This is a genomic window from Planococcus halocryophilus (assembly GCF_022489025.1).
In the GTDB taxonomy this organism is placed as follows: domain Bacteria; phylum Bacillota; class Bacilli; order Bacillales_A; family Planococcaceae; genus Planococcus; species Planococcus halocryophilus_A.
Window position 1 is genome coordinate 18,434 of record NZ_JAKVTG010000012.1, and the last position, 17,701, is coordinate 36,134.

18 protein-coding genes are annotated in these 17,701 nt (G+C 38.3%); 3 read left to right on the plus strand and 15 right to left on the minus strand.

The features are described from left to right. Nucleotides 1-218: 218 nt before the first annotated feature. The 6 genes from MLE13_RS13015 to MLE13_RS13040 form a co-directional block, all read right to left on the minus strand. Nucleotides 219-1,037 (minus strand): permease prefix domain 1-containing protein, encoded by an 819-nt coding sequence (locus MLE13_RS13015; protein WP_240750109.1) that lies wholly within the window; start codon nucleotides 1,035-1,037, stop codon nucleotides 219-221. Between the two features lies 1 nt (nucleotide 1,038). Beyond that, entirely contained in the window at nucleotides 1,039-1,374 is a 336-nt protein-coding gene (locus tag MLE13_RS13020; RefSeq protein ID WP_240750110.1) for a PadR family transcriptional regulator, read from the minus strand. Between the two features lie 1,067 nt (nucleotides 1,375-2,441). After that, nucleotides 2,442-3,353 (minus strand): hypothetical protein, encoded by a 912-nt coding sequence (locus MLE13_RS13025; protein ID WP_240750111.1) that lies wholly within the window; start codon nucleotides 3,351-3,353, stop codon nucleotides 2,442-2,444. Between the two features lie 75 nt (nucleotides 3,354-3,428). Then, entirely contained in the window at nucleotides 3,429-4,880 is a 1,452-nt protein-coding gene (locus tag MLE13_RS13030; protein ID WP_240750112.1) for an MBOAT family O-acyltransferase, read from the minus strand. A 143-nt stretch (nucleotides 4,881-5,023) separates the two neighbouring features. Next, entirely contained in the window at nucleotides 5,024-6,418 is a 1,395-nt protein-coding gene (locus tag MLE13_RS13035) for an AMP-binding protein (protein ID WP_240750113.1), read from the minus strand. After that, nucleotides 6,411-6,659: an acyl carrier protein gene (locus MLE13_RS13040; RefSeq protein ID WP_240750114.1), complete on the minus strand. Its 249-nt coding sequence runs from the start codon at nucleotides 6,657-6,659 to the stop codon at nucleotides 6,411-6,413. The genes MLE13_RS13035 and MLE13_RS13040 overlap by 8 nt, the downstream gene beginning before the upstream one ends. 437 nt (nucleotides 6,660-7,096) lie before the next feature. Here MLE13_RS13040 and MLE13_RS13045 point away from each other — a divergent pair, with 437 nt between their 5' ends. The 3 genes from MLE13_RS13045 to MLE13_RS13055 are packed head-to-tail and all read left to right on the plus strand — an operon-like array spanning nucleotide 7,097 to nucleotide 8,211. Beyond that, a complete protein-coding gene (locus MLE13_RS13045) occupies nucleotides 7,097-7,417 on the plus strand; it encodes a hypothetical protein (RefSeq protein WP_240750115.1) in 321 nt (106 codons plus the stop codon). 44 nt (nucleotides 7,418-7,461) lie between these two features. Next, nucleotides 7,462-8,004, plus strand: coding sequence for a DUF1572 family protein (locus tag MLE13_RS13050; protein WP_240750116.1), 543 nt, complete (start codon nucleotides 7,462-7,464; stop codon nucleotides 8,002-8,004). A 48-nt stretch (nucleotides 8,005-8,052) separates the two neighbouring features. Next, nucleotides 8,053-8,211 (plus strand): hypothetical protein, encoded by a 159-nt coding sequence (locus tag MLE13_RS13055; RefSeq protein ID WP_240750117.1) that lies wholly within the window; start codon nucleotides 8,053-8,055, stop codon nucleotides 8,209-8,211. Between the two features lie 56 nt (nucleotides 8,212-8,267). Here the strand turns inward: MLE13_RS13055 and MLE13_RS13060 are convergent, their stop codons facing one another. The 9 genes from MLE13_RS13060 to MLE13_RS13100 all read right to left on the minus strand — a co-directional run bounded on the left by MLE13_RS13060 (nucleotide 8,268) and on the right by MLE13_RS13100 (nucleotide 17,642). Then, on the minus strand, nucleotides 8,268-9,863 hold the full coding sequence (locus MLE13_RS13060) for a long-chain-fatty-acid--CoA ligase (RefSeq protein WP_240750118.1): 1,596 nt from the start codon (nucleotides 9,861-9,863) through the stop codon (nucleotides 8,268-8,270). 160 nt (nucleotides 9,864-10,023) lie between these two features. Next, on the minus strand, nucleotides 10,024-10,443 hold the full coding sequence (gene arsC / locus MLE13_RS13065) for an arsenate reductase (thioredoxin) (protein WP_240750119.1): 420 nt from the start codon (nucleotides 10,441-10,443) through the stop codon (nucleotides 10,024-10,026). Nucleotides 10,444-10,474: 31 nt separating this feature from the next. Next, nucleotides 10,475-10,822 (minus strand): ArsR/SmtB family transcription factor, encoded by a 348-nt coding sequence (locus MLE13_RS13070; protein WP_240750120.1) that lies wholly within the window; start codon nucleotides 10,820-10,822, stop codon nucleotides 10,475-10,477. Nucleotides 10,823-11,046: 224 nt separating this feature from the next. Further along, nucleotides 11,047-12,123 carry an ABC transporter ATP-binding protein gene (locus tag MLE13_RS13075; RefSeq protein WP_240750121.1) on the minus strand — a complete coding sequence of 359 codons (1,077 nt, stop codon included), beginning with the start codon at nucleotides 12,121-12,123 and terminating at the stop codon, nucleotides 11,047-11,049. 12 nt (nucleotides 12,124-12,135) lie between these two features. Then, nucleotides 12,136-12,951 (minus strand): ABC transporter permease, encoded by an 816-nt coding sequence (locus tag MLE13_RS13080; RefSeq protein ID WP_240750122.1) that lies wholly within the window; start codon nucleotides 12,949-12,951, stop codon nucleotides 12,136-12,138. Further along, a complete protein-coding gene (locus MLE13_RS13085) occupies nucleotides 12,951-13,835 on the minus strand; it encodes an ABC transporter permease (protein WP_240750123.1) in 885 nt (294 codons plus the stop codon). Before MLE13_RS13085 ends, MLE13_RS13080 begins: the two co-directional genes overlap by 1 nt. After that, entirely contained in the window at nucleotides 13,819-15,066 is a 1,248-nt protein-coding gene (locus tag MLE13_RS13090; protein WP_240750124.1) for an ABC transporter substrate-binding protein, read from the minus strand. Before MLE13_RS13090 ends, MLE13_RS13085 begins: the two co-directional genes overlap by 17 nt. 36 nt (nucleotides 15,067-15,102) lie before the next feature. Next, the gene (locus MLE13_RS13095; RefSeq protein WP_240750125.1) at nucleotides 15,103-15,762 is read right to left on the minus strand and encodes a TVP38/TMEM64 family protein; all 660 of its coding nucleotides are present in this window, start codon (nucleotides 15,760-15,762) and stop codon (nucleotides 15,103-15,105) included. Beyond that, nucleotides 15,759-17,642 carry an FAD-dependent oxidoreductase gene (locus MLE13_RS13100; protein ID WP_240750126.1) on the minus strand — a complete coding sequence of 628 codons (1,884 nt, stop codon included), beginning with the start codon at nucleotides 17,640-17,642 and terminating at the stop codon, nucleotides 15,759-15,761. Before MLE13_RS13100 ends, MLE13_RS13095 begins: the two co-directional genes overlap by 4 nt. Between the last annotated feature and the right edge of the window lie 59 nt (nucleotides 17,643-17,701).

Genomic DNA, 17,701 nt, shown 5'->3' on the forward strand with positions numbered 1-17,701 from the left:
GGCGTGATTAAGATAGATTTATCTATAACCAATTAGGCAATTTTAAAGAGACCTATCTTTTAATGCTTATAAAAATTAGAGTTCAAAATTGGTTCCATGAATTTCACATATAAAATAAAACTCAGCCACCTTAGTATAAAGATTGCTGAGTTTTATTTTACTATATGCAAAATAAGATTCGAAATTGTAATATGTGCTTAACCACTAAGCTTACAATTTTAGTTATATCTCATTTTTCTCTTACCTACTAAAATATAAACTAAATAACCGACTACATTAAAAATAGCAAAAGCAATAATCCAGGCAATATTCAATCGTTTGTGATGATAGGCATTAATTGTTGCCCACATTGTGAATAGTGTTGCATAGACCGCTAATCCTGAAAATAAAATAATTCCCATCCAGCTGCCGATAAGTCGTGTTTCCATTTGAACATACCACTTATCCCCCCCACCACTTCCGTAAGGGTAAAAGTTCGCTAGTAGCCAATCTGGAGACCAAACAGATTTACTGTATTGATACTCAGGTTTTGCGCTCTCTACGTAGTCAAATACGGAATTTACACCTACACCACTGACGTTATAGATTTCAACTTTTGAAATTTGATCTGTTCCATCGATTAAAGCAGCAATTTCAGTTTTCATTGAATCGGTTAGCGAACCTTGACTAGTTAAAATTTCGTGTACAGCTGAAGCAACTTCGGAATTCTCAGAGGCATTTTCATTTTCGTATGCAGAAAGTAATCCGACTGCCACAATACTTAACAGTAGAACGGTTATGGCTAAATAGAGAATCCAATTAGCAAATATTCGTTGTGCCTTAAATAACTGACCAACTACCGAACGCATTTCTTGTTCTCCACCAAAACGTTCAATAGCAAGTTGAATTGCTTCTTTTTCTGATTTTCCTTCTTGTTTCAACTCATGAACAGCTTCTAATAAGTGGCTTTTCATTTCTTTTTTTGATTCATTAATCTCTTTTTTGTTTCCACCGACACCTTGATACAATTCCTCAACATACGCTTCTATTTGTTTCATCCTATTCTCCCCTTTCTAAAAATAAGTCCATCAGTTTTTTTACAAATTCCCATTCTGAACGTTTTTCTTCAAATCCTTTTTCACCTACAGGCGTGAGTTTGTAATATTTCCTTCTTCCTCCTGGTCCTTGTTCATCGCCCCAGTAAGAGGTGATCCATTCACTTTTTTCTAATCGCTTTAAAGATAAATAAAGTGTTCCTTCTTTTAACTCGAATTGGTCTCCACTTTTTTCACGGACAATTTTAGCTATTTCATAGCCATACATATCTCTGCCCTGTAAAAGAGAAAGAATTAATGTATCAATATGGCCTTTTAGTACCTCTTTACTAATTTCCATTTTCACACCCCTTTATATTACTTTATTTCATATTACTCTATAATACAAGGTATTATTTTAAAAATAAAAAATATTAAAAAAGAGGTTATTCAGCATGCACTAAAGCACTTAAGTTTGTAGATAAAAGTACAGACAATCCTCTCTTCTAGTAACTACTTAGCAGATAAAATCATTTACATAGTTCAATGATAATGTCATGATTTACTTAAATTTTAATTTTACTAATAATGACATTTGTGAAAGATAATCTTGTCCCTCGTTTTTGCGTGTGGAACACTTTATGGTCTTGTTACACTTTTTATAGGAACGCGAAAGAATTCAAAAATGAGTAAAAATCAGATTGGACTAGCAATTTCTCTAATTATCACATGCACAGCATCATTTTTAATAACGATTAATTAGATATGAACATGTAATACTGACTAATAGATGACATCGTTTAGAGGAGAGAAGTTAAATGGTACTCAATTATTTGAAAGGTTCTTCTGCATCTATTATTTCTTCGGTGTCCGCATACATGATTTTGACTTACTTATTTGATCCGCACTACCAATCTGACTACTTTTACTTTTTTATAATGTATGCAACTTTCATTGGTTATGTTATAGGATTGATTGCTATTTTTATAATAATTCGCGATTCAAATAAAGCGGTCTTTACCAGGAAAAAGGTTGCTATATTTTCAAGTATCGGAATAATCCTTGGAATCGGACTCGAATTTTTATTGGATTTTTCAAATAGCCCTTTTTTTCTATTAGCCGCATTAACAGGTTCACTAATGTTTTTAGTTGTTCAAAAAATAGAGAACCACTTTGTAGCTTGGAGTATCATCGGAGTTCATCTTCTAGTTGTCTTTTTATACCCGTACCTCCCTATTCATTTCTTCAATTAAAAAGGTCCATAAAGAAACTTTGTCCTAAACGCATCGAATTTTTGCCATTATAGACAAAAAAATCTCCTGGAGGGCAAGAATTGAATGTCAATTCTTGCCCTCCAGGAGTATTAATATAAAACATGTTAGTTTCCGCTCAAATGAGTAGCGATAAACAATAAAACATAACGATCGCTCAAAAATACCCTAAACTTTTGAGCTCCTCGTAAACGATCCACGAATATTTTTTTCTTCCCTTACTGTTTAAATGGTCGGAATCGATAAAATACTCTTTGTTGTCTGTGAAACGTTCATCGTTCATATAATTTAAAAAAGGCACATCTGTTTCAAGAGGGTTTAAATACTGGAAAACAAGTCGATTCATGACTTCTTCATCGAAATGTTCTTGGTACGTCTTGTGTACGGGCTCCATGGTTAAAATGACCTCGTAGCCCTGCTCTTGACAATATTCCAATATTTCCTTAAGCAGCTCTACGTTTTGTTCAATGTAATTATGTTCAATTGCTTTTCTATATTGCTCTTCTACGTATTCGGTTTTTCTTTCTGCATAATTTTCGCCATTATTTGCCCAAGATTGATGAGAAGTCCATTTAAAGCCTTTCCATTTACTTGAGAGCGCAGAAGTAAAATTGTCACTATTTGTGCCTGGAAAATACATATACTTATAATAATCCAACAATCGAAACGATTCAATTTGCGTACGATCTAAAATTTCATAATAACGTCCTTCGTCTACATCCTCGTTCTCACTATTTATGAACGTCATTTGAGAAATGGATAATATGACAACTCCATCCGATTTCAAATACTCACCATACTCTTTCAATAATTTAAAGTCGTATTCGAGCGCTTGACCAGGAAGAGCTAAATCCAAGTGAGCCAAACCCGTTGGCTTAAAATAATAACCATACATGGAATGAGAGGCACCTAAATTGATGATGTCAACGGGATAAGGATCTTTCTTAAACGTCAGGATGTCCTCGTTGATGTTGTAACTCCGAGACTGCTTTACAAAGTTATTAACTGGTATAAACAGCAGTAAAGCCACAGCGATGATTATAGTTAATTTAATAAATAAACGGCCCATGGCAAATCCTTTCGATCTTGTACTCTTTTTACTAAATTGATGGACTAGCATGCACACGAGTCAGTTTGTTTATGATTAAAACCCACCGTAAACAAATCCTTGACCCGTAGCACCGAACACCAGAACTGATACAACGATTAATACATACACGGCAAAACGAGCAACTGCCGGGCGTTGCGATAGCCAGTTCCACGTTGACGTATTGTTTCTTTCGATATAATGAAACAGTTGCATAACGATAAAGAAAAAGCTGAAAATCACTAAGTCGAGTAGTGAAAACATCTCAAACGCCCCGATGATTCCAGATGGGTTCCACGAACTAGGCGATAAGAAATGTTGCGCATTTTCAAATGCAGCGGTAATGGAATCCGATCGGAAGAACACGCGCGAAAAACATACGAGCAAAAAAGTGGTGGCGATTTTCATCCATTTATGCAGCGATGGACTTTGATCCAAATGAATAAATGTCGCCATCTTCCCACGAAAATGTTTTGTGTGATCTCCAAAAGCACGGTAAAACCCATGAATTAGACCCCATAAAACAAAAGTCCAGGCCGCTCCATGCCAAATGCCACTTATTAAAAACGTAATCACAATGACTAAATAAATTTCGCTTCTCTTCTTCTTCCCTTTGCACAACGGAACAAAGATATAGTCTCTGAGCCAAGTTGAAAGTGTAATGTGCCACCTGTTCCAGAAATCCGCAATCGAAACGGCAAAATGCGGTTGCTTAAAGTTTTCCGTTAGTTTTATCCCAAGCATTCGTGCACAACCAATGGCAATGTCGCTGAGTGCAGAAAAATCAGCGTACAATTGAACGGAGAACAGAATCGTCGCTAAAACAATTTGTGAACCGGTTGGGTCAGGACTATCGTAAACACTCGCTACAATTGGAGCGAGTCGATCCGCAATCAATGTTTTCTTAAAAAATCCCCATGCAATTCGCTTCATCCCATAGCTTATATTGTCATAGTTTAAGGTTTGTTCAACTTTGAATTGAGGAAGCAATTTCTTAGCACGTTCAATGGGTCCGGCAACCAATTGAGGGAAAAATGCAAAGTAGATTGAGAAATAGCCGTAATGTCTTTCTGCTTTTTGCTTGCCTCTAGAGATGTCGACAAGGTAACTGACTGCCTGAAAGGTATAAAAAGAAATGGCTAAAGGCAGGATAATCTCTTGATAGGGTATGGCATAATTCCAATTCATGTATGTTGAAATGGCTCGAATCGAGTCATTTACAAAATTAAAATATTTAAACCAGCCGAGAAAAAACAGCAATACGCAAATTCCAACTAGCATGGCTCTTTTCTTCTGTTGTTTGGTTTCCTGTTTTTCAATGACTATTCCCGTAAAATAAGTAAACACTGTGCTTATAAGTAGTAACAGGACAAAGTAGCCACTCAATGTAGCGTAAAAACTGTAACTGGCAGCTAGTAAAAGAATCCATCTCCACTTGTGTGGGATTAAATAATACGTAAAAACGATACCTGTAAAAAATAACAGAAACTCAATTGATATAAAAGTCATCCAATCACCTGATCAAAAATAAACTTAAGATTTTATATAAAACAAGATAAACAAGTACTTTACCTACACTCAATTTCAACTTTCAGTAGGTAAGTTTTGTCACATCTGATACATCTCCTGTAACGAGTTCAGGTGATCGTAAATTATTTATCTATAGGTAACTCGGAATAAAGGATCTTCCCAAAAGGGTTACGTGGGAATTCCTCAATTCTGATAATCTTAACGCCCCTTAAGTTTAATTTTTCCTTAATTATTTTTTTAATTTGAAGCTGATTTTCTTTTAATGTATAAACGATCATTTGATCATCTGTCCCCGCGCAAACACAATCATGACCATGCTCAGTTAAAAGTTCTTCCACTTCATCTAAGCTGATGCGGCTTCCAGCGACTTTAATGATTCTTTTGATTCGTCCAGTGATGTAGAAATAACCGTCCTCATCAAAGTAAGCAAGATCCCCTGTGTGCAGCGACCCATTGTTGTCATCTTGTTTCGATAAATCGACTAACGACTCCGCATACCCTAAAGAAACATTGGGTCCTTTGTATATCAATTCGCCGATTTCATGAGGTGTTGAAATGTTGTTGCCAGTGTCATCTTGCAGCATCAGTTCGCCACCTGGAATGGCGATTCCAATGCTTCCGGCTTTAACAAGGTTTTTTTCGGCCGGTAAATAGCTCATCCGTGCCGTTGCTTCTGTTTGCCCGTACATAGTAAAAAATTGAATCCCTTTTTGACTACACACATCTGCAAATTTAGCGAATAGCTCTGGGCTTAATTTGCCGCCTGCTTGCGTTAGTTTTTTCAAACTTGGAACATCCATCTCTTCAAATTTCAGCCGATCGAGCATCTCATAGATGAAAGGAACGCCTCCAAAAGTTGTGGCTCCCTGCTCTTTACATAAGTCCCAAAACTCTTTTTTCATGATCGATGCATCCGTGACAATTATGGTCGCTCCACTAATGAAGTGACTGTTGATGATCGACAGGCCGTAAGAGTAATTCATAGGAAGTGTTGTGATCGGTTTATCGTCTGCCTTAATATCAAGATACTTCACGATAGATTCAGCGTTTTTGAAGATGTTTTTATAACTTAAGCGAACAAATTTGGGGCTGCCAGTACTTCCTGAGGTGGTTAAAAGGAGTGCAAGATCTTCATCAAGTTCATGTTGAATTGCTGTTGGACATTTAAATAATGAGTAATCTCCAAACACGAATGTACTATCCATTGAGTTTAAAAGGTCTTGGTTTTCACTACTCGCCCAAATATACGCAGGCTTATAAAGCTCGATTAGTTTTTGCAACCGCTCCACCGAAATAGATGCATCTAACAAGACAGGGACAACATGCCCTCTCATAAAGCCCACGTAACCAAATATAGACTCTTTATTATTTGAAGACAAACAAAAAACCAGCGCTCTTTCACCTACATGACTGCAGATTTCGTCAGCAATCTCTACCATTTCAGCGTAAGAGTATTCTCTTTCAGCATATACAGCGGTTTGGTTGCCAAACTCCTCAAGCTTTTTGAACCTATTCATTTACAAAGTCTACTCCTAAACGATTCAAAAGCTCTTTTCCTGCCTTATACGAATCGAATTCTGTCATCCATTCAGCATCTATTGACACATCAAAAACATCTTCCATCGTAGAAATCAGAATCATATGACCTAATGAATCCCATTCTCTTGTTTCTCCTAATGCTAAATCTTCACTTACCTGGTCTTCTTCCAATTCCAACGCATCCATAAATGCATTTCTATATTTTTCAATATTTTTCATCACTTACACCCTTTCAATATTTACGTCCACTAACGTCTGCTTTAGCGTAACGATGGCTTTTATATGCTTTTACTTTCTTTAAATATTCTTAGGAAGTTTCCTTTAATAATCTTATTGAAAATGATTCTCATAATCAAGTATAAGTATATGAAAAGAAAAGTCAATATCGTAATAACAGGCGATTTCTTTATATTTATAACTGAATTATGAGTCTTTAACGTATCGAAAATTGCCACTAATAAACATGGATTGAGTACTGTAGATCAACCGATTTAGGATAGCATCAAAAAAATAGGAATATTTCTTGCTAGAGTTAGGAAAAAATCCAACAGTTCAGTTATTCTAAATAGAGCAGTAAATGTCACATACCTTAACATTTTTCAATGATTAAATTCACTGTATGTAATAACGTATAATGAAAGTTAGGAGCGAATTTCATGAAAAAAATCATAACCGTATTTTCATCTCTCCTTTTGATTATCGGAATAATCGTTGGTACAGTTTATTTATATAGCGAACATAAAGCAAACGAAATGGCTGCCTTTCATTACGCAAAAGATTTTATCATAACTAACTATCACGAAAGCAATAACTTGTCTCACGGCGGGACTAGATATGATGTTGGCAGAGGTAATTACTTTGTGATTGTGCAAACTCAGCAACAGAAGAACTACTATTTAGAAGTGAAATTAGACAGTGATGGGTATTTAGCTTCTATAGAAGACAATACAAGTGCTGTAATAGATTCTGAACACTAAAACACCTCAATTCAGCATTTATAAAAATGAAGGAGTGTGTAGGTATGGAACTCGGAAAAGAATATTTGAAGGTGATTCAAGAGAGGTTTCAAAGCGTTAAGGATCTTGGGGACAGAACCATCAGTCAATTATCAGAGGCTGATATACACTGGAGATTAAACGAGGCTTCTAATAGCGTAGGAATTATAGTCAAGCATGTAAGTGGAAACATGGTATCTAGATGGTCTGATTTTTTAACGACGGATGGAGAAAAACTTACTAGAAATCGTGATCAGGAATTTGAAGATGACATTTCCTCGAAACAAGAAATGATAACTACCTGGGAAAAAGGCTGGAATACGTTTCTTGGTACATTGAATGGTTTAGAAAGCCAAGATTTATTAAAAAATGTCACTATTCGAGGTGAAAAACACACTGTATTAGAAGCAATCGAAAGACAACTAACTCATTATGCTTGTCATGTTGGTCAAATTGTTTATATTGGAAAGCAATTAAAAGATGAGAATTGGGAAACGCTTAGCATTCCAAAAGGAAAATCGGAAGAGTATTTGCATGGGGAGTTAAAAAACATCAATCGTAAAGAGTGAAAACACTTTTTAACAGTACTTTATAGAAAGAACGGAGAATTAATATAGATGTTATATGTAATTGGTAGCGTTGCCCTTGTTATTTTACTCATTAATTTCATCGTTGGTTTTCTTTTGCTCAATATTCGCGACAAGAACTACTGGGTGATGTCGACTGTCACTAGCTTGTTATTTACATTAGTCTTTATTGCGATTTTAGGTTTATAATTCATCACAAAAACCGTCTATCCATGAAGATTCTCATGAATAGACGGTTTTTTAATTTAATTAACTTTTTTCCCTCGACCCCAGTACATTTCCCTCAACTGGAACTTCTGCAATTTCCCAGTTGCCGTTTTAGGTAACGATTCAACAAAGTCTACAGATTTCGGTACTTTAAAGCGCGACATGTTTTCACGTGTATAATCCAGGATTTCTTGTTCAGTTACTTGTGCTCCTTGATGCAGAACAATAATGGCTTTTGGTACTTCCCCCCATTTTTCATCCGGTACAGCAATTACAGCGACTTCAGCAATCGCTGGATGCTTGTACAAGACACCTTCGATTTCTGTAGAGGAGATGTTTTCGCCACCAGAAATGATCATGTCTTTAATGCGATCTTGAATTTCGATAAAGCCATCTGGATGCGTTACAGCTAAATCACCTGTATAAAACCAGCCGTCGCGAATCGCTTCTGCTGTTTTTTCAGGGTCTTTGTAGTATCCCGCCATCACAACATTACCACGTGTAACGATTTCACCGAGTTCTTTGCCGTTCCATGCCACTTCTTCGCCGTCTTCTTGGTTGACCACTTTCGTTTCTCCATTAAAAGCGAGCTCTATTCCTTGGCGTGCTTTAATAGATGCTTGTTGTTCAGGGTCCAAATCATTAAATTCATTTTTCCATTCGCAGTAAAGAATAAACGGTGACGTTTCGGTTAAGCCATATACATGCATCATATTCAATCCGAGAATGCTTTGCGCTTTCGCAATTAATGCTGCAGCAGGTGGCGCACCTGCCGTTCCCATATGGATGGTTTGGCTCAATCTAATTTCTTTCGCTTTTGGTTCATTAACGAGCATATTAACAACTGTCGGCGCACCACAAAGTGAAGTGATACCATGACTTTCAAATAAATCCAAAATGAGCGGTGGGTCTACTTTTCGTATACACACATGCGTCGCTCCCGCTGCAGTAATAGCCCAAACACCGCCCCACCCGTTTGTATGGAACATGGGCAAAGTATGCAAATACACGTCATCGAATTTAATTTCTAAATGATGCAAGAAGTTTGCGGCATTTAGATAATTGGTGCGATGCGTTTGCATCACCCCTTTTGGACTCGACGTTGTACCACTCGTATAGTTTAACGACAGCATTTGATTTTCGTCTAATTCAACGGGAGGCACTTTTGCATCAACTGGAACATTGCCGATAAACGTTTCGTAATCTTCACCATCGATCGCTGAATCAAAGCCATCTACCGCCACCACAACATATTTTTTAATTGGTAGCTCGTCTTGAACTCCCTCCAACATTTTGCCAAACTCCGCATCAACAATCAGCATTTTGGCGTCGCTATGTTGTAAAATATACGTTAAATCTTTTGTAGACAAGCGGTAGTTAAGCGGAACAATGACCGCGCCAAGTGGGATAATACCGTAAAAACACTCTAACATCGCATGATTATTTGGCAGCATTACCGCCACATGGTCTTTATTGCCAATCCCCGCATTATGTAAAGCAATCGTCAGTTGATCTACTCGTTTGCCAAACTCTTTGTATGTAAACTTTTTGTCTCCATCAATTACCGCTACTTTCTCCGGATAGTATTTTACCGCGCGGCGTTTCCAATCCAGTGGTGTTAACGTTGCCAGCATAATATGACCCCTCTCGTGTAAAAAGCTAAACTGTTATATAGCAAGTATAAATAGCGCCTCCAACTGTGTCAATGAAGTTGTTGGAATCGATTGACAATTTAGACAAATGAAAAACCCCACAAGCTTTTTTATTAGCTTGTGGGGTTCGTTTAGAGAATTTTTAAATGCCAGTTTTCGCAAACGATTCAATGCGCGTTCCGATAGCATCGCGAACCGTTTGGAACACAGTCCACTTTTCTTCTTCTGTGCCTTGTGCTTTTGCTGGATCTTCAAAGCCCCAATGTTCACGTCGAATATGGGATGGAGTTACCGGACATTTATCCGCTGCATCCCCGCAAAGCGTCACGATGAAATCCACACGGTTGAGCAAATCTTCGTCAATAATATCTGAAGTTTGAGTCGAGATATCAATAGCCACTTCATTCATTGCTTTCACAGCATTAGGGTTTAATCCATGAGCTTCAATTCCAGCGCTATATACATCCCATTCCGCTGTTAAATGTTGTTTTGCCCATCCTTCAGCCATTTGACTACGGCAAGAATTTCCTGTACATAAAAAATAAATAATTTTTTTCGTCATGAATGATTCTCCTTTTTAACGTTGATAAATTTTAAAAACAATCTACTGGTTTTTCTTTCGCACGCACAGCTTGAAGTTGTGCATCTGAGTCTTCAATATGGCCTAAAATATCCAGCAGTAATGCAATGTGGGAAGATTCTTTGTTCATCGAATAAAACCGCCACTGCCCTCTTCTGTTTTCTTTTAAAAGCCCCGCTTGCTTTAACTTCCGCAAATGTTGACTGATCGCTGGCTGACTCATGCCAAACATTTTAACAAATTGGCATACGCAATACTCATTCGTCTCAACCAATTTCATCATCATTAGACGAGTTGGATCGCTGACAGCTTTCAGACAAGCTGTAACATCAGCTGCAGATTGTGTTGATAAAGTCTCCATGTAGATCCACTCCTTTGTATTAAGTGTATGCCAATAATATTATATAAGTCAAAGCTTATACTCTATGCAACAAGTTTAAAAAATGAATAATATTCACCTATATATTTAATTGGTGAATATCTATTTTTTAACTAATAACCCTTAACTAAATCGAATATACATATTCAATATTCATTCATTGGTAAAAGTTTATATTCAATAGGAATTCATTACGCACTTCATAGTCAGTCATTCACTACCCATAATTCTTTTTTCTCTATTTGCAAAGCGATTGTTTGACCTACACAAAGCGTAGCAGCTTGTTGACTCGTCAAACTACAAGTTAAATGGGATTCTCCTGCACTAATTTTGACTGAATAAAACCCATGATTAAACTTCATCTGTTCTACTATTCCTTGAATTTGGATGCCGGATATAAGTGTTGGTGAATCTTCTGTCACAAGTTGCATAGCTTCAGGTCGAACGATTAAACAGCTCAGACCATTCTTGGTAGTTGCATCAACTATAAATTCAAAACTTCCATCAGTAGAACGAAAATAGCCACTTTCAACATTTCCTTCAATAATGTTTTTCAACCCAAGAAAGGAAGCTACTTTTGTAGTTAACGGTCGCTCGTATAACTCTTTGGCAGTTCCAACTTGTAAAAACTCGCCTCTACTCATCACAGCAATCCGATCCGACAAAGAAAAAGCTTCTTCTCGGTCATGCGTAACAAACAGTACGGTAACATGAAACTCAAGTTGAATCCGGCTAAGCAAGTCCCGCATTTCTTCTCGTAGACCTGGATCTAGTGCACTAAATGGCTCATCCATCAATAACACTCGCGGATTGGCTACTAATGCCCGTGCTAAAGCTACACGCTGTTGTTGCCCACCGCTAAGTTCATCTGGAAAACGGCTGCCGAAGCTTTGCAGTCCGACGTGTTCAAGCATATCTCGCGCTTTTGACAAACGTTGTTTTTTATCCACTTTTTGCATTTTTAATCCGAAGGCGACATTGTCTTCTACTGTCATATGTGGAAACAATAGCGATTGTTGAAAGACCATTGCAAAGTTTCGGGCTTCTGATGGAACTTGAGTTAAATTTTGATCACCAATCCAAATTTCTCCATTATCGGCTTGAAGTAATCCCGCAACTAGTTTTAATAAGCTCGTCTTACCGCAACCAGAAGGTCCAAGCAATGAGAAAAACTCGCCTTCGTGAATTGTCAAGTTGATAGGGTGTAACGAAAAGGCAGGATTGTCTTTTTGTTGCGGTTGTTTATATTGTTTTTCCACATTGATTATTCGCAAATCGCTCATGTTCTCACTCCTTTAGCCTTTGTTTGTTACGGCTTTTTTCTGTTGATAGTATTTTTTCAAAAGAACATCCAAACCGAACAATGTCATAATCGCCATTCCCGCAAACAATAAGGAATAGGCTGAAGCAATTGCAGGGTCACCACCGCTTATAAATGGAAACAACAATATGGATAACGTAACCACTTGACCAGAGCCAATGATAAAGGTGATTAAGTATTGACTTAAAGAAATTAAAATACTTAAACTAGCTCCTGCGACAATACCCGGCAGTAAATGAGGCAAGACCACCAAAGTAAACCGAGAAACAGGACCCGCTCCAAGCATGCGAGCTTGGTCTTCCCAATCGACCGATAAAGTTTGATAGCTAATCATAATGGCGCGCACCATATAAGGCAAAGTAGGCGAAAGATGAGCTAGCACCACACCTACTATCGTTTCTGTTAATCCAAGTTTTAAAAACGTTAAATGAATGCCCATCACTGCGACAAAAGGTGGAATGATAATCGGCGCAAAAATAATGGCTTCCATTAGCCATTTGCCACGAAACGAATTGCGCACGAGTGCATTAGCAGCTGGTACCGCAAGCAGTATGTTTATGATCGTGACAATTAAAGCAATTAGTAAACTTACACCAACCGCTTGCCATGTACCCGAACTGCCAAATAACACATAATCCCATGCACGAAAACTAATTGAATCTGGTATAATCGCTGGCCATTGCCAACCAAATGACAAACTAGATAAAATGAGCGGGATAAAAGGCAAGAACATTAGTAGGAATACCAGTAAGGAAAGGCTGATTTTTATGAACAATTGAGGCTTCATCATCAATCCCACCCCTTTAAAGCGTTCCATCGTTTATTAACAGCGTAAACAACTAACCCCAATAATACGGTGAAACTTGCCAAAATGATGTTGACTGCGAGCGCTTCTGGTCGGTCTGCTAACGTTCCACTTGTATAGAGTTGATAGGAATACACCGGTAACGTGCTCGGGTATGTAACACCAAGTAAAAACGGGACTTCAAAAGCAGAAAACGTAAAAACAAAAACGATAAATGTCGCAATCGTCCATGCAGGCATCATGACAGGAATAACAATTTCGCGTACATAATTCCAGCGACTTGCACCGAACACACGTGACACATCGCGCCAGGAGCTGTGGATTCGTGACAACACTGGATAAATCATTAGTGATATAAATGGCGCTTCTTTCCAAGCATAAGTCAAGATGATGCCCCAACCAAATGAGTCATTTACCAAAACAGGAAACTCTGAGATTGTCTCGATAAAGCCGAGATTGGTAGCAATTCGAGAAAGAAAACCACTTTGCATAAACAACAATACGATAATATAGCCACCGACTAGATGCGGAATCGTTAACGGCAATTGAAACAGTCGGTACCAAATAGACGAGTTGCTGCCGTTAGTTGATTCTTTCATCATAAACAAGAAAATGGCGATAATTGCACCCAAAACAGCAGCGAAAAGTGAAGACAAAAATGCAACGCGAAGAGTTAAAATAAGTGACTCCCAAAATTCAGACGAGCGGAACAACTCGCGATAAGCGGTAAAGTTAAAGTCCTTTTGATCAAGTGCTGGAAAATAGCCAAGACTTTTCAAAAACCCATCAAAAAGTCCCCCGAAAAACAGGAGGACGATGGTGCCGATGGCTGGAAACAACAAAAGATACGGTTTATTCTTTTGCCACATGTTGTAACCATCCTTTTTCGATTATTTCAATATAGTCTGATGACAGTTCAGGAAGACGGTTGTTTTCTAACTCCGCTAACGACAAAGTAGCTTCACCTAATTCGACTGCATTCATTGCCTGTTGTTGTTCAGACGATAGTAAATTTAAGTCGATTGCAGACAAGTCACCCCAGTTTTCAGGGGACAGTTTAGCCGTTTGAGCTTCTGGCGACATCATTTCATTAATGGCGACCATCGCTCCCGCTCGCGCAGAAGAATTGAATGGAATCGACAAAAAATGGGTGTTGGAAAGAGTTCCGCCGTCTAACACGAATGTGCGAGTTGAATCGGGGAAACGTCCTTTTAACACTTCACTCGCAGCAAGTGCAGGGTCGTAACTCATCGTTATGGCAATTTCACCACTTGCATACAATTGATCTTGTTTCGCTAAACTTTCAGGATACGTTTCTCCGTCGCGCCACAAATACGGCTCGATGCTATTTAAATAATCCCACATCGGTTCTAACCTTTTTTCTAAGTCTGAGATAGATTCAGCAGGTTGCTGGTATTGTTCATATCCACCTGTTGTTTCATACAACACGTGGCGGACAAATGCACTGCCCGTAAAATCAGGTAACGCCGGATACGTAAACTGCCCCGGGTTTTCTTGAACCCATTCGGCTAATTCATCCATAGATTTGGGTGGGTTTTGCGATTTTTTTTCATCATGCACAAAAACAAATTGCGCTTTTCCCCATGGGGCTTCGAGTCCTTCTACAGGTTCACCGAAATCATTAGCGATTTCAGGCGCATCTTTGTCGATAAAGTCGTTGAAATTCGGTAATTGGCCACTAAAACTTCCCCACAACAAATCATTGTCTTTAGCCGTTTTGAAATTTTCACCGTTTATCCAAATGATGTCCATACTGCCATTCGACTTGCCAGCAAATTTTTCATCAACCAATTGATTGATGATGTCTTGAGAGTCGTTCATCGGGACACGGTTTAATTCAACGTCATGGTCTTTTTTCAAGCGAGGTGCTACCCATTCATCGATATAACGATTAATGTTGTCGCTGCCACCCCACATATACATATTCACTTGCTGCCCGGTTGCGGAATCCGCAATCGTTTGCCAATCACTTGTCAGCAACTGTTCTGTTTCTTCAGCTGTCTGCTCATTCGTGTCTTGTGAACATGCAGATAATGTCAACGCTAGAAAGGCTGATGCTAGAAATATGGAGTTCTTCATTTTTTACACTTCCTAAATCCATTGATAAAATTGCTGTTATTTATTGAGCGTTTGTTTTTTGTTCCACCGATTGCGTAAAGCAATTGGTACTACTGTTAGTATAACGAAAACAACGACGGCGAGAATGATGATTTTCGGGTTTCCGCTAACAAAACTACTGCCCAAAAAATTATAAGCAAAAGTACCCGGGATAATTCCGATAAATGTAGCCAACGCGAAAGACGTAAAACGAACTTTGGCAAAAGCCGCGACATAACTGATTAAATCGAAATTAATGACTGGAATGAAACGAAATAACAAGACGTAGAAAAAGCCGTTTTGTTCCATTTGAGATTGAATTTTCCCGACGTTACCGGTCCAAGATTTGCGAACAAAGCTTTTTCCTAGAGTTTTGGCAACGTAAAAAGATAACATGGCTCCAAGAGTTGCACCGATAATGGTGTAAAGTGTGCCTAGCCATGCCCCAAATGCTAAACCGCCTGCAATCGATAAAACCGATGCTGGAAAAAAGATGAGCGGCCGAACAGTATAAATAAGGATGTAAAAAACGGGCGACCAAATACCAAATGACAAAATCCAATTACGAAGATCGTTGGCATCTACTTGGAAAACTGAGCGGCTGAGCCAAATGGCGATGCCGATTAATGCAGCAATCGCTACCCATTTGGCTATTTGCAAACCTTTGCTCTTGTTCATACGTTTCGCTTTTGAGCCAAAATGCTAAAGTATCGACTTCTCATTTCATCATAGCGCTCTCGGTTAACGCCCCAATCTGAATGACCTGCGCGAGAAGCTGACCGGAACTCAATGCGCTCTGCGGCATCATTAAAGTAAAATTCAATGTCATCTTTAAATCTAAGGGGTTTGGATATAGCTACTGCACGGACGTAATTTTTATCATTTTGCTGAATGTGAATATCATCATAATCTTCGAGCATCTCAAGTAAACTTTGTTTTGCTCTATGTTTATTGCCGTTATATGGCCATGCCGGTACTTGCATGTCTTGCTCTGTTGTTTGAGACGATATGGCGTTCGGTGTTGAAGGCATTTCTTTTAAAAGTCCATTTTTCACACCTAGTTTTGGTTTAATGTTGTTGTTAATTATTAAGTTTGCAATGCTGATTCCAGCTACTGCTGCAGCTCCGTAAATTCCTATTTTTTCTGCTGGCAGTTCTCCAGCTTTCGCTTTGTTAAACGTTTTTACAACAGGTTGGTTTAATAAATTGTCTACGAAAACCTTTTTCCCGATTTTCACCAATACTTCACTATAGGTTGGGTACGGGTGAATTACACCTGATAATTTGCCCATATTAATGTTTAAGGTTTTAATGGTTTGAATTTGGCTAATGATTTCACCTGCTCGGTCACCAAGAATACTCGCGCCTAAAATATAGCCTTTTTTATCTAAAATCAATTTCACTTTCCCGATGTTATCTTTTTTCGTATTGGCACGGTCCAAGTCAGCATAATCGTGCTCATATATGCGAATGGAATCGCCGTATTTCTGACGGGCTTCTTCTTCGGACAAGCCGGATCTGCCGAGCTCAGGATCTGTATATGTACACCACGTCACATGCTCGTAGTCCATTTTTCGATTAATCGGTAAAATGGCATTTTGTGTTGCTAAAATTCCTTGTGCATTTGCCATATGTGACAGTTGATAAGGACCAACGACATCACCAATCGCATAAATGCCTTTAGCGGTTGTTTCTAAATGTTCGTCAACTTGAATGCTTTTCGAATTGAATTCCACACCAGCTGTTTCCAATTCATATCCTTTAACATTTGCTTGACGACCAAGCGCTACTAGAAGCCCTTCTCCGCTAACCGTCATTTCACTACCGTCTTTTTCGATGATCAAATCAATGATTTCTCCATTTTGCTCTGCACGAACAGCAGTAGCGCCGGTATGAATCGTTACACCTTCATCGATTAAACGTTGCTGAATCATCAACACGAGCTCTTCCTCGTCTTTTGGTAAAATTCGCTCGAACTTTTCTACAAGTGTTACGTTAACTCCAAGACGATTTAATGCTTGGCTCAGTTCTACACCAATTGCTCCACCACCAAGAATGGTCATCGTTTTCGGAAACGTCTTTTGAGTAAAAATGGTTTCATTTGTCAAATAAGAGACCTTGTCTAACCCTTCAATTGGCGGCACCATTGGAGAAGATCCTGTTGAAAGAATGATTTTTTTTGCTTCAATACGCTCGTTATTTACTTCTAATGCATGAGGTTCGATAAATTTCGCATAGCTATTGATAAAATCAATGCCTGCTTCCTTTAACACCTCTGGGGATTCGCCTGCATATACTTTTTGAATGACGTCTTGAATGTCTTCTAAAACAACTGAAGTATCTACTTGTAAATCCGGTGTATATTTTTTCGCATGATGTACTTCTTTTGCGATATTAATAAGTGATTTACTTGGAATACAGCCCGACCATGTACATTCTCCGCCAGGTAAGTTTTTATCGATTAGTACAACGCTTTTAGAAAACCCAGCTGCTGTAAAAGCAGCAGTTAATCCGGCTGCGCCAGCTCCTATTACGGCAATATCATATTTTTTAACCATTTATATCATTTCCTTTCTTTTTTAAAATTAAATCCATTTTAACAATAAAGAAGACTTAT

Bases quoted from the DNA above. Each gene is read 5' to 3' on its own strand.
- MLE13_RS13015 (WP_240750109.1), bottom strand. From the start codon at position 1,037: ATGAAACAAATAGAAGCGTATGTTGAGGAATTGTATCAAGGTGTCGGT.
- MLE13_RS13020 (WP_240750110.1), bottom strand. From the start codon at position 1,374: ATGGAAATTAGTAAAGAGGTACTAAAAGGCCATATTGATACATTAATT.
- MLE13_RS13025 (WP_240750111.1), bottom strand. From the start codon at position 3,353: ATGGGCCGTTTATTTATTAAATTAACTATAATCATCGCTGTGGCTTTA.
- MLE13_RS13030 (WP_240750112.1), bottom strand. From the start codon at position 4,880: ATGACTTTTATATCAATTGAGTTTCTGTTATTTTTTACAGGTATCGTT.
- MLE13_RS13035 (WP_240750113.1), bottom strand. From the start codon at position 6,418: ATGAATAGGTTCAAAAAGCTTGAGGAGTTTGGCAACCAAACCGCTGTA.
- MLE13_RS13040 (WP_240750114.1), bottom strand. From the start codon at position 6,659: ATGAAAAATATTGAAAAATATAGAAATGCATTTATGGATGCGTTGGAA.
- MLE13_RS13045 (WP_240750115.1), top strand. From the start codon at position 7,097: ATGAAAAAAATCATAACCGTATTTTCATCTCTCCTTTTGATTATCGGA.
- MLE13_RS13050 (WP_240750116.1), top strand. From the start codon at position 7,462: ATGGAACTCGGAAAAGAATATTTGAAGGTGATTCAAGAGAGGTTTCAA.
- MLE13_RS13055 (WP_240750117.1), top strand. From the start codon at position 8,053: ATGTTATATGTAATTGGTAGCGTTGCCCTTGTTATTTTACTCATTAAT.
- MLE13_RS13060 (WP_240750118.1), bottom strand. From the start codon at position 9,863: ATGCTGGCAACGTTAACACCACTGGATTGGAAACGCCGCGCGGTAAAA.
- arsC (WP_240750119.1), bottom strand. From the start codon at position 10,443: ATGACGAAAAAAATTATTTATTTTTTATGTACAGGAAATTCTTGCCGT.
- MLE13_RS13070 (WP_240750120.1), bottom strand. From the start codon at position 10,822: ATGGAGACTTTATCAACACAATCTGCAGCTGATGTTACAGCTTGTCTG.
- MLE13_RS13075 (WP_240750121.1), bottom strand. From the start codon at position 12,123: ATGAGCGATTTGCGAATAATCAATGTGGAAAAACAATATAAACAACCG.
- MLE13_RS13080 (WP_240750122.1), bottom strand. From the start codon at position 12,951: ATGATGAAGCCTCAATTGTTCATAAAAATCAGCCTTTCCTTACTGGTA.
- MLE13_RS13085 (WP_240750123.1), bottom strand. From the start codon at position 13,835: ATGTGGCAAAAGAATAAACCGTATCTTTTGTTGTTTCCAGCCATCGGC.
- MLE13_RS13090 (WP_240750124.1), bottom strand. From the start codon at position 15,066: ATGAAGAACTCCATATTTCTAGCATCAGCCTTTCTAGCGTTGACATTA.
- MLE13_RS13095 (WP_240750125.1), bottom strand. From the start codon at position 15,762: ATGAACAAGAGCAAAGGTTTGCAAATAGCCAAATGGGTAGCGATTGCT.
- MLE13_RS13100 (WP_240750126.1), bottom strand. From the start codon at position 17,642: ATGGTTAAAAAATATGATATTGCCGTAATAGGAGCTGGCGCAGCCGGA.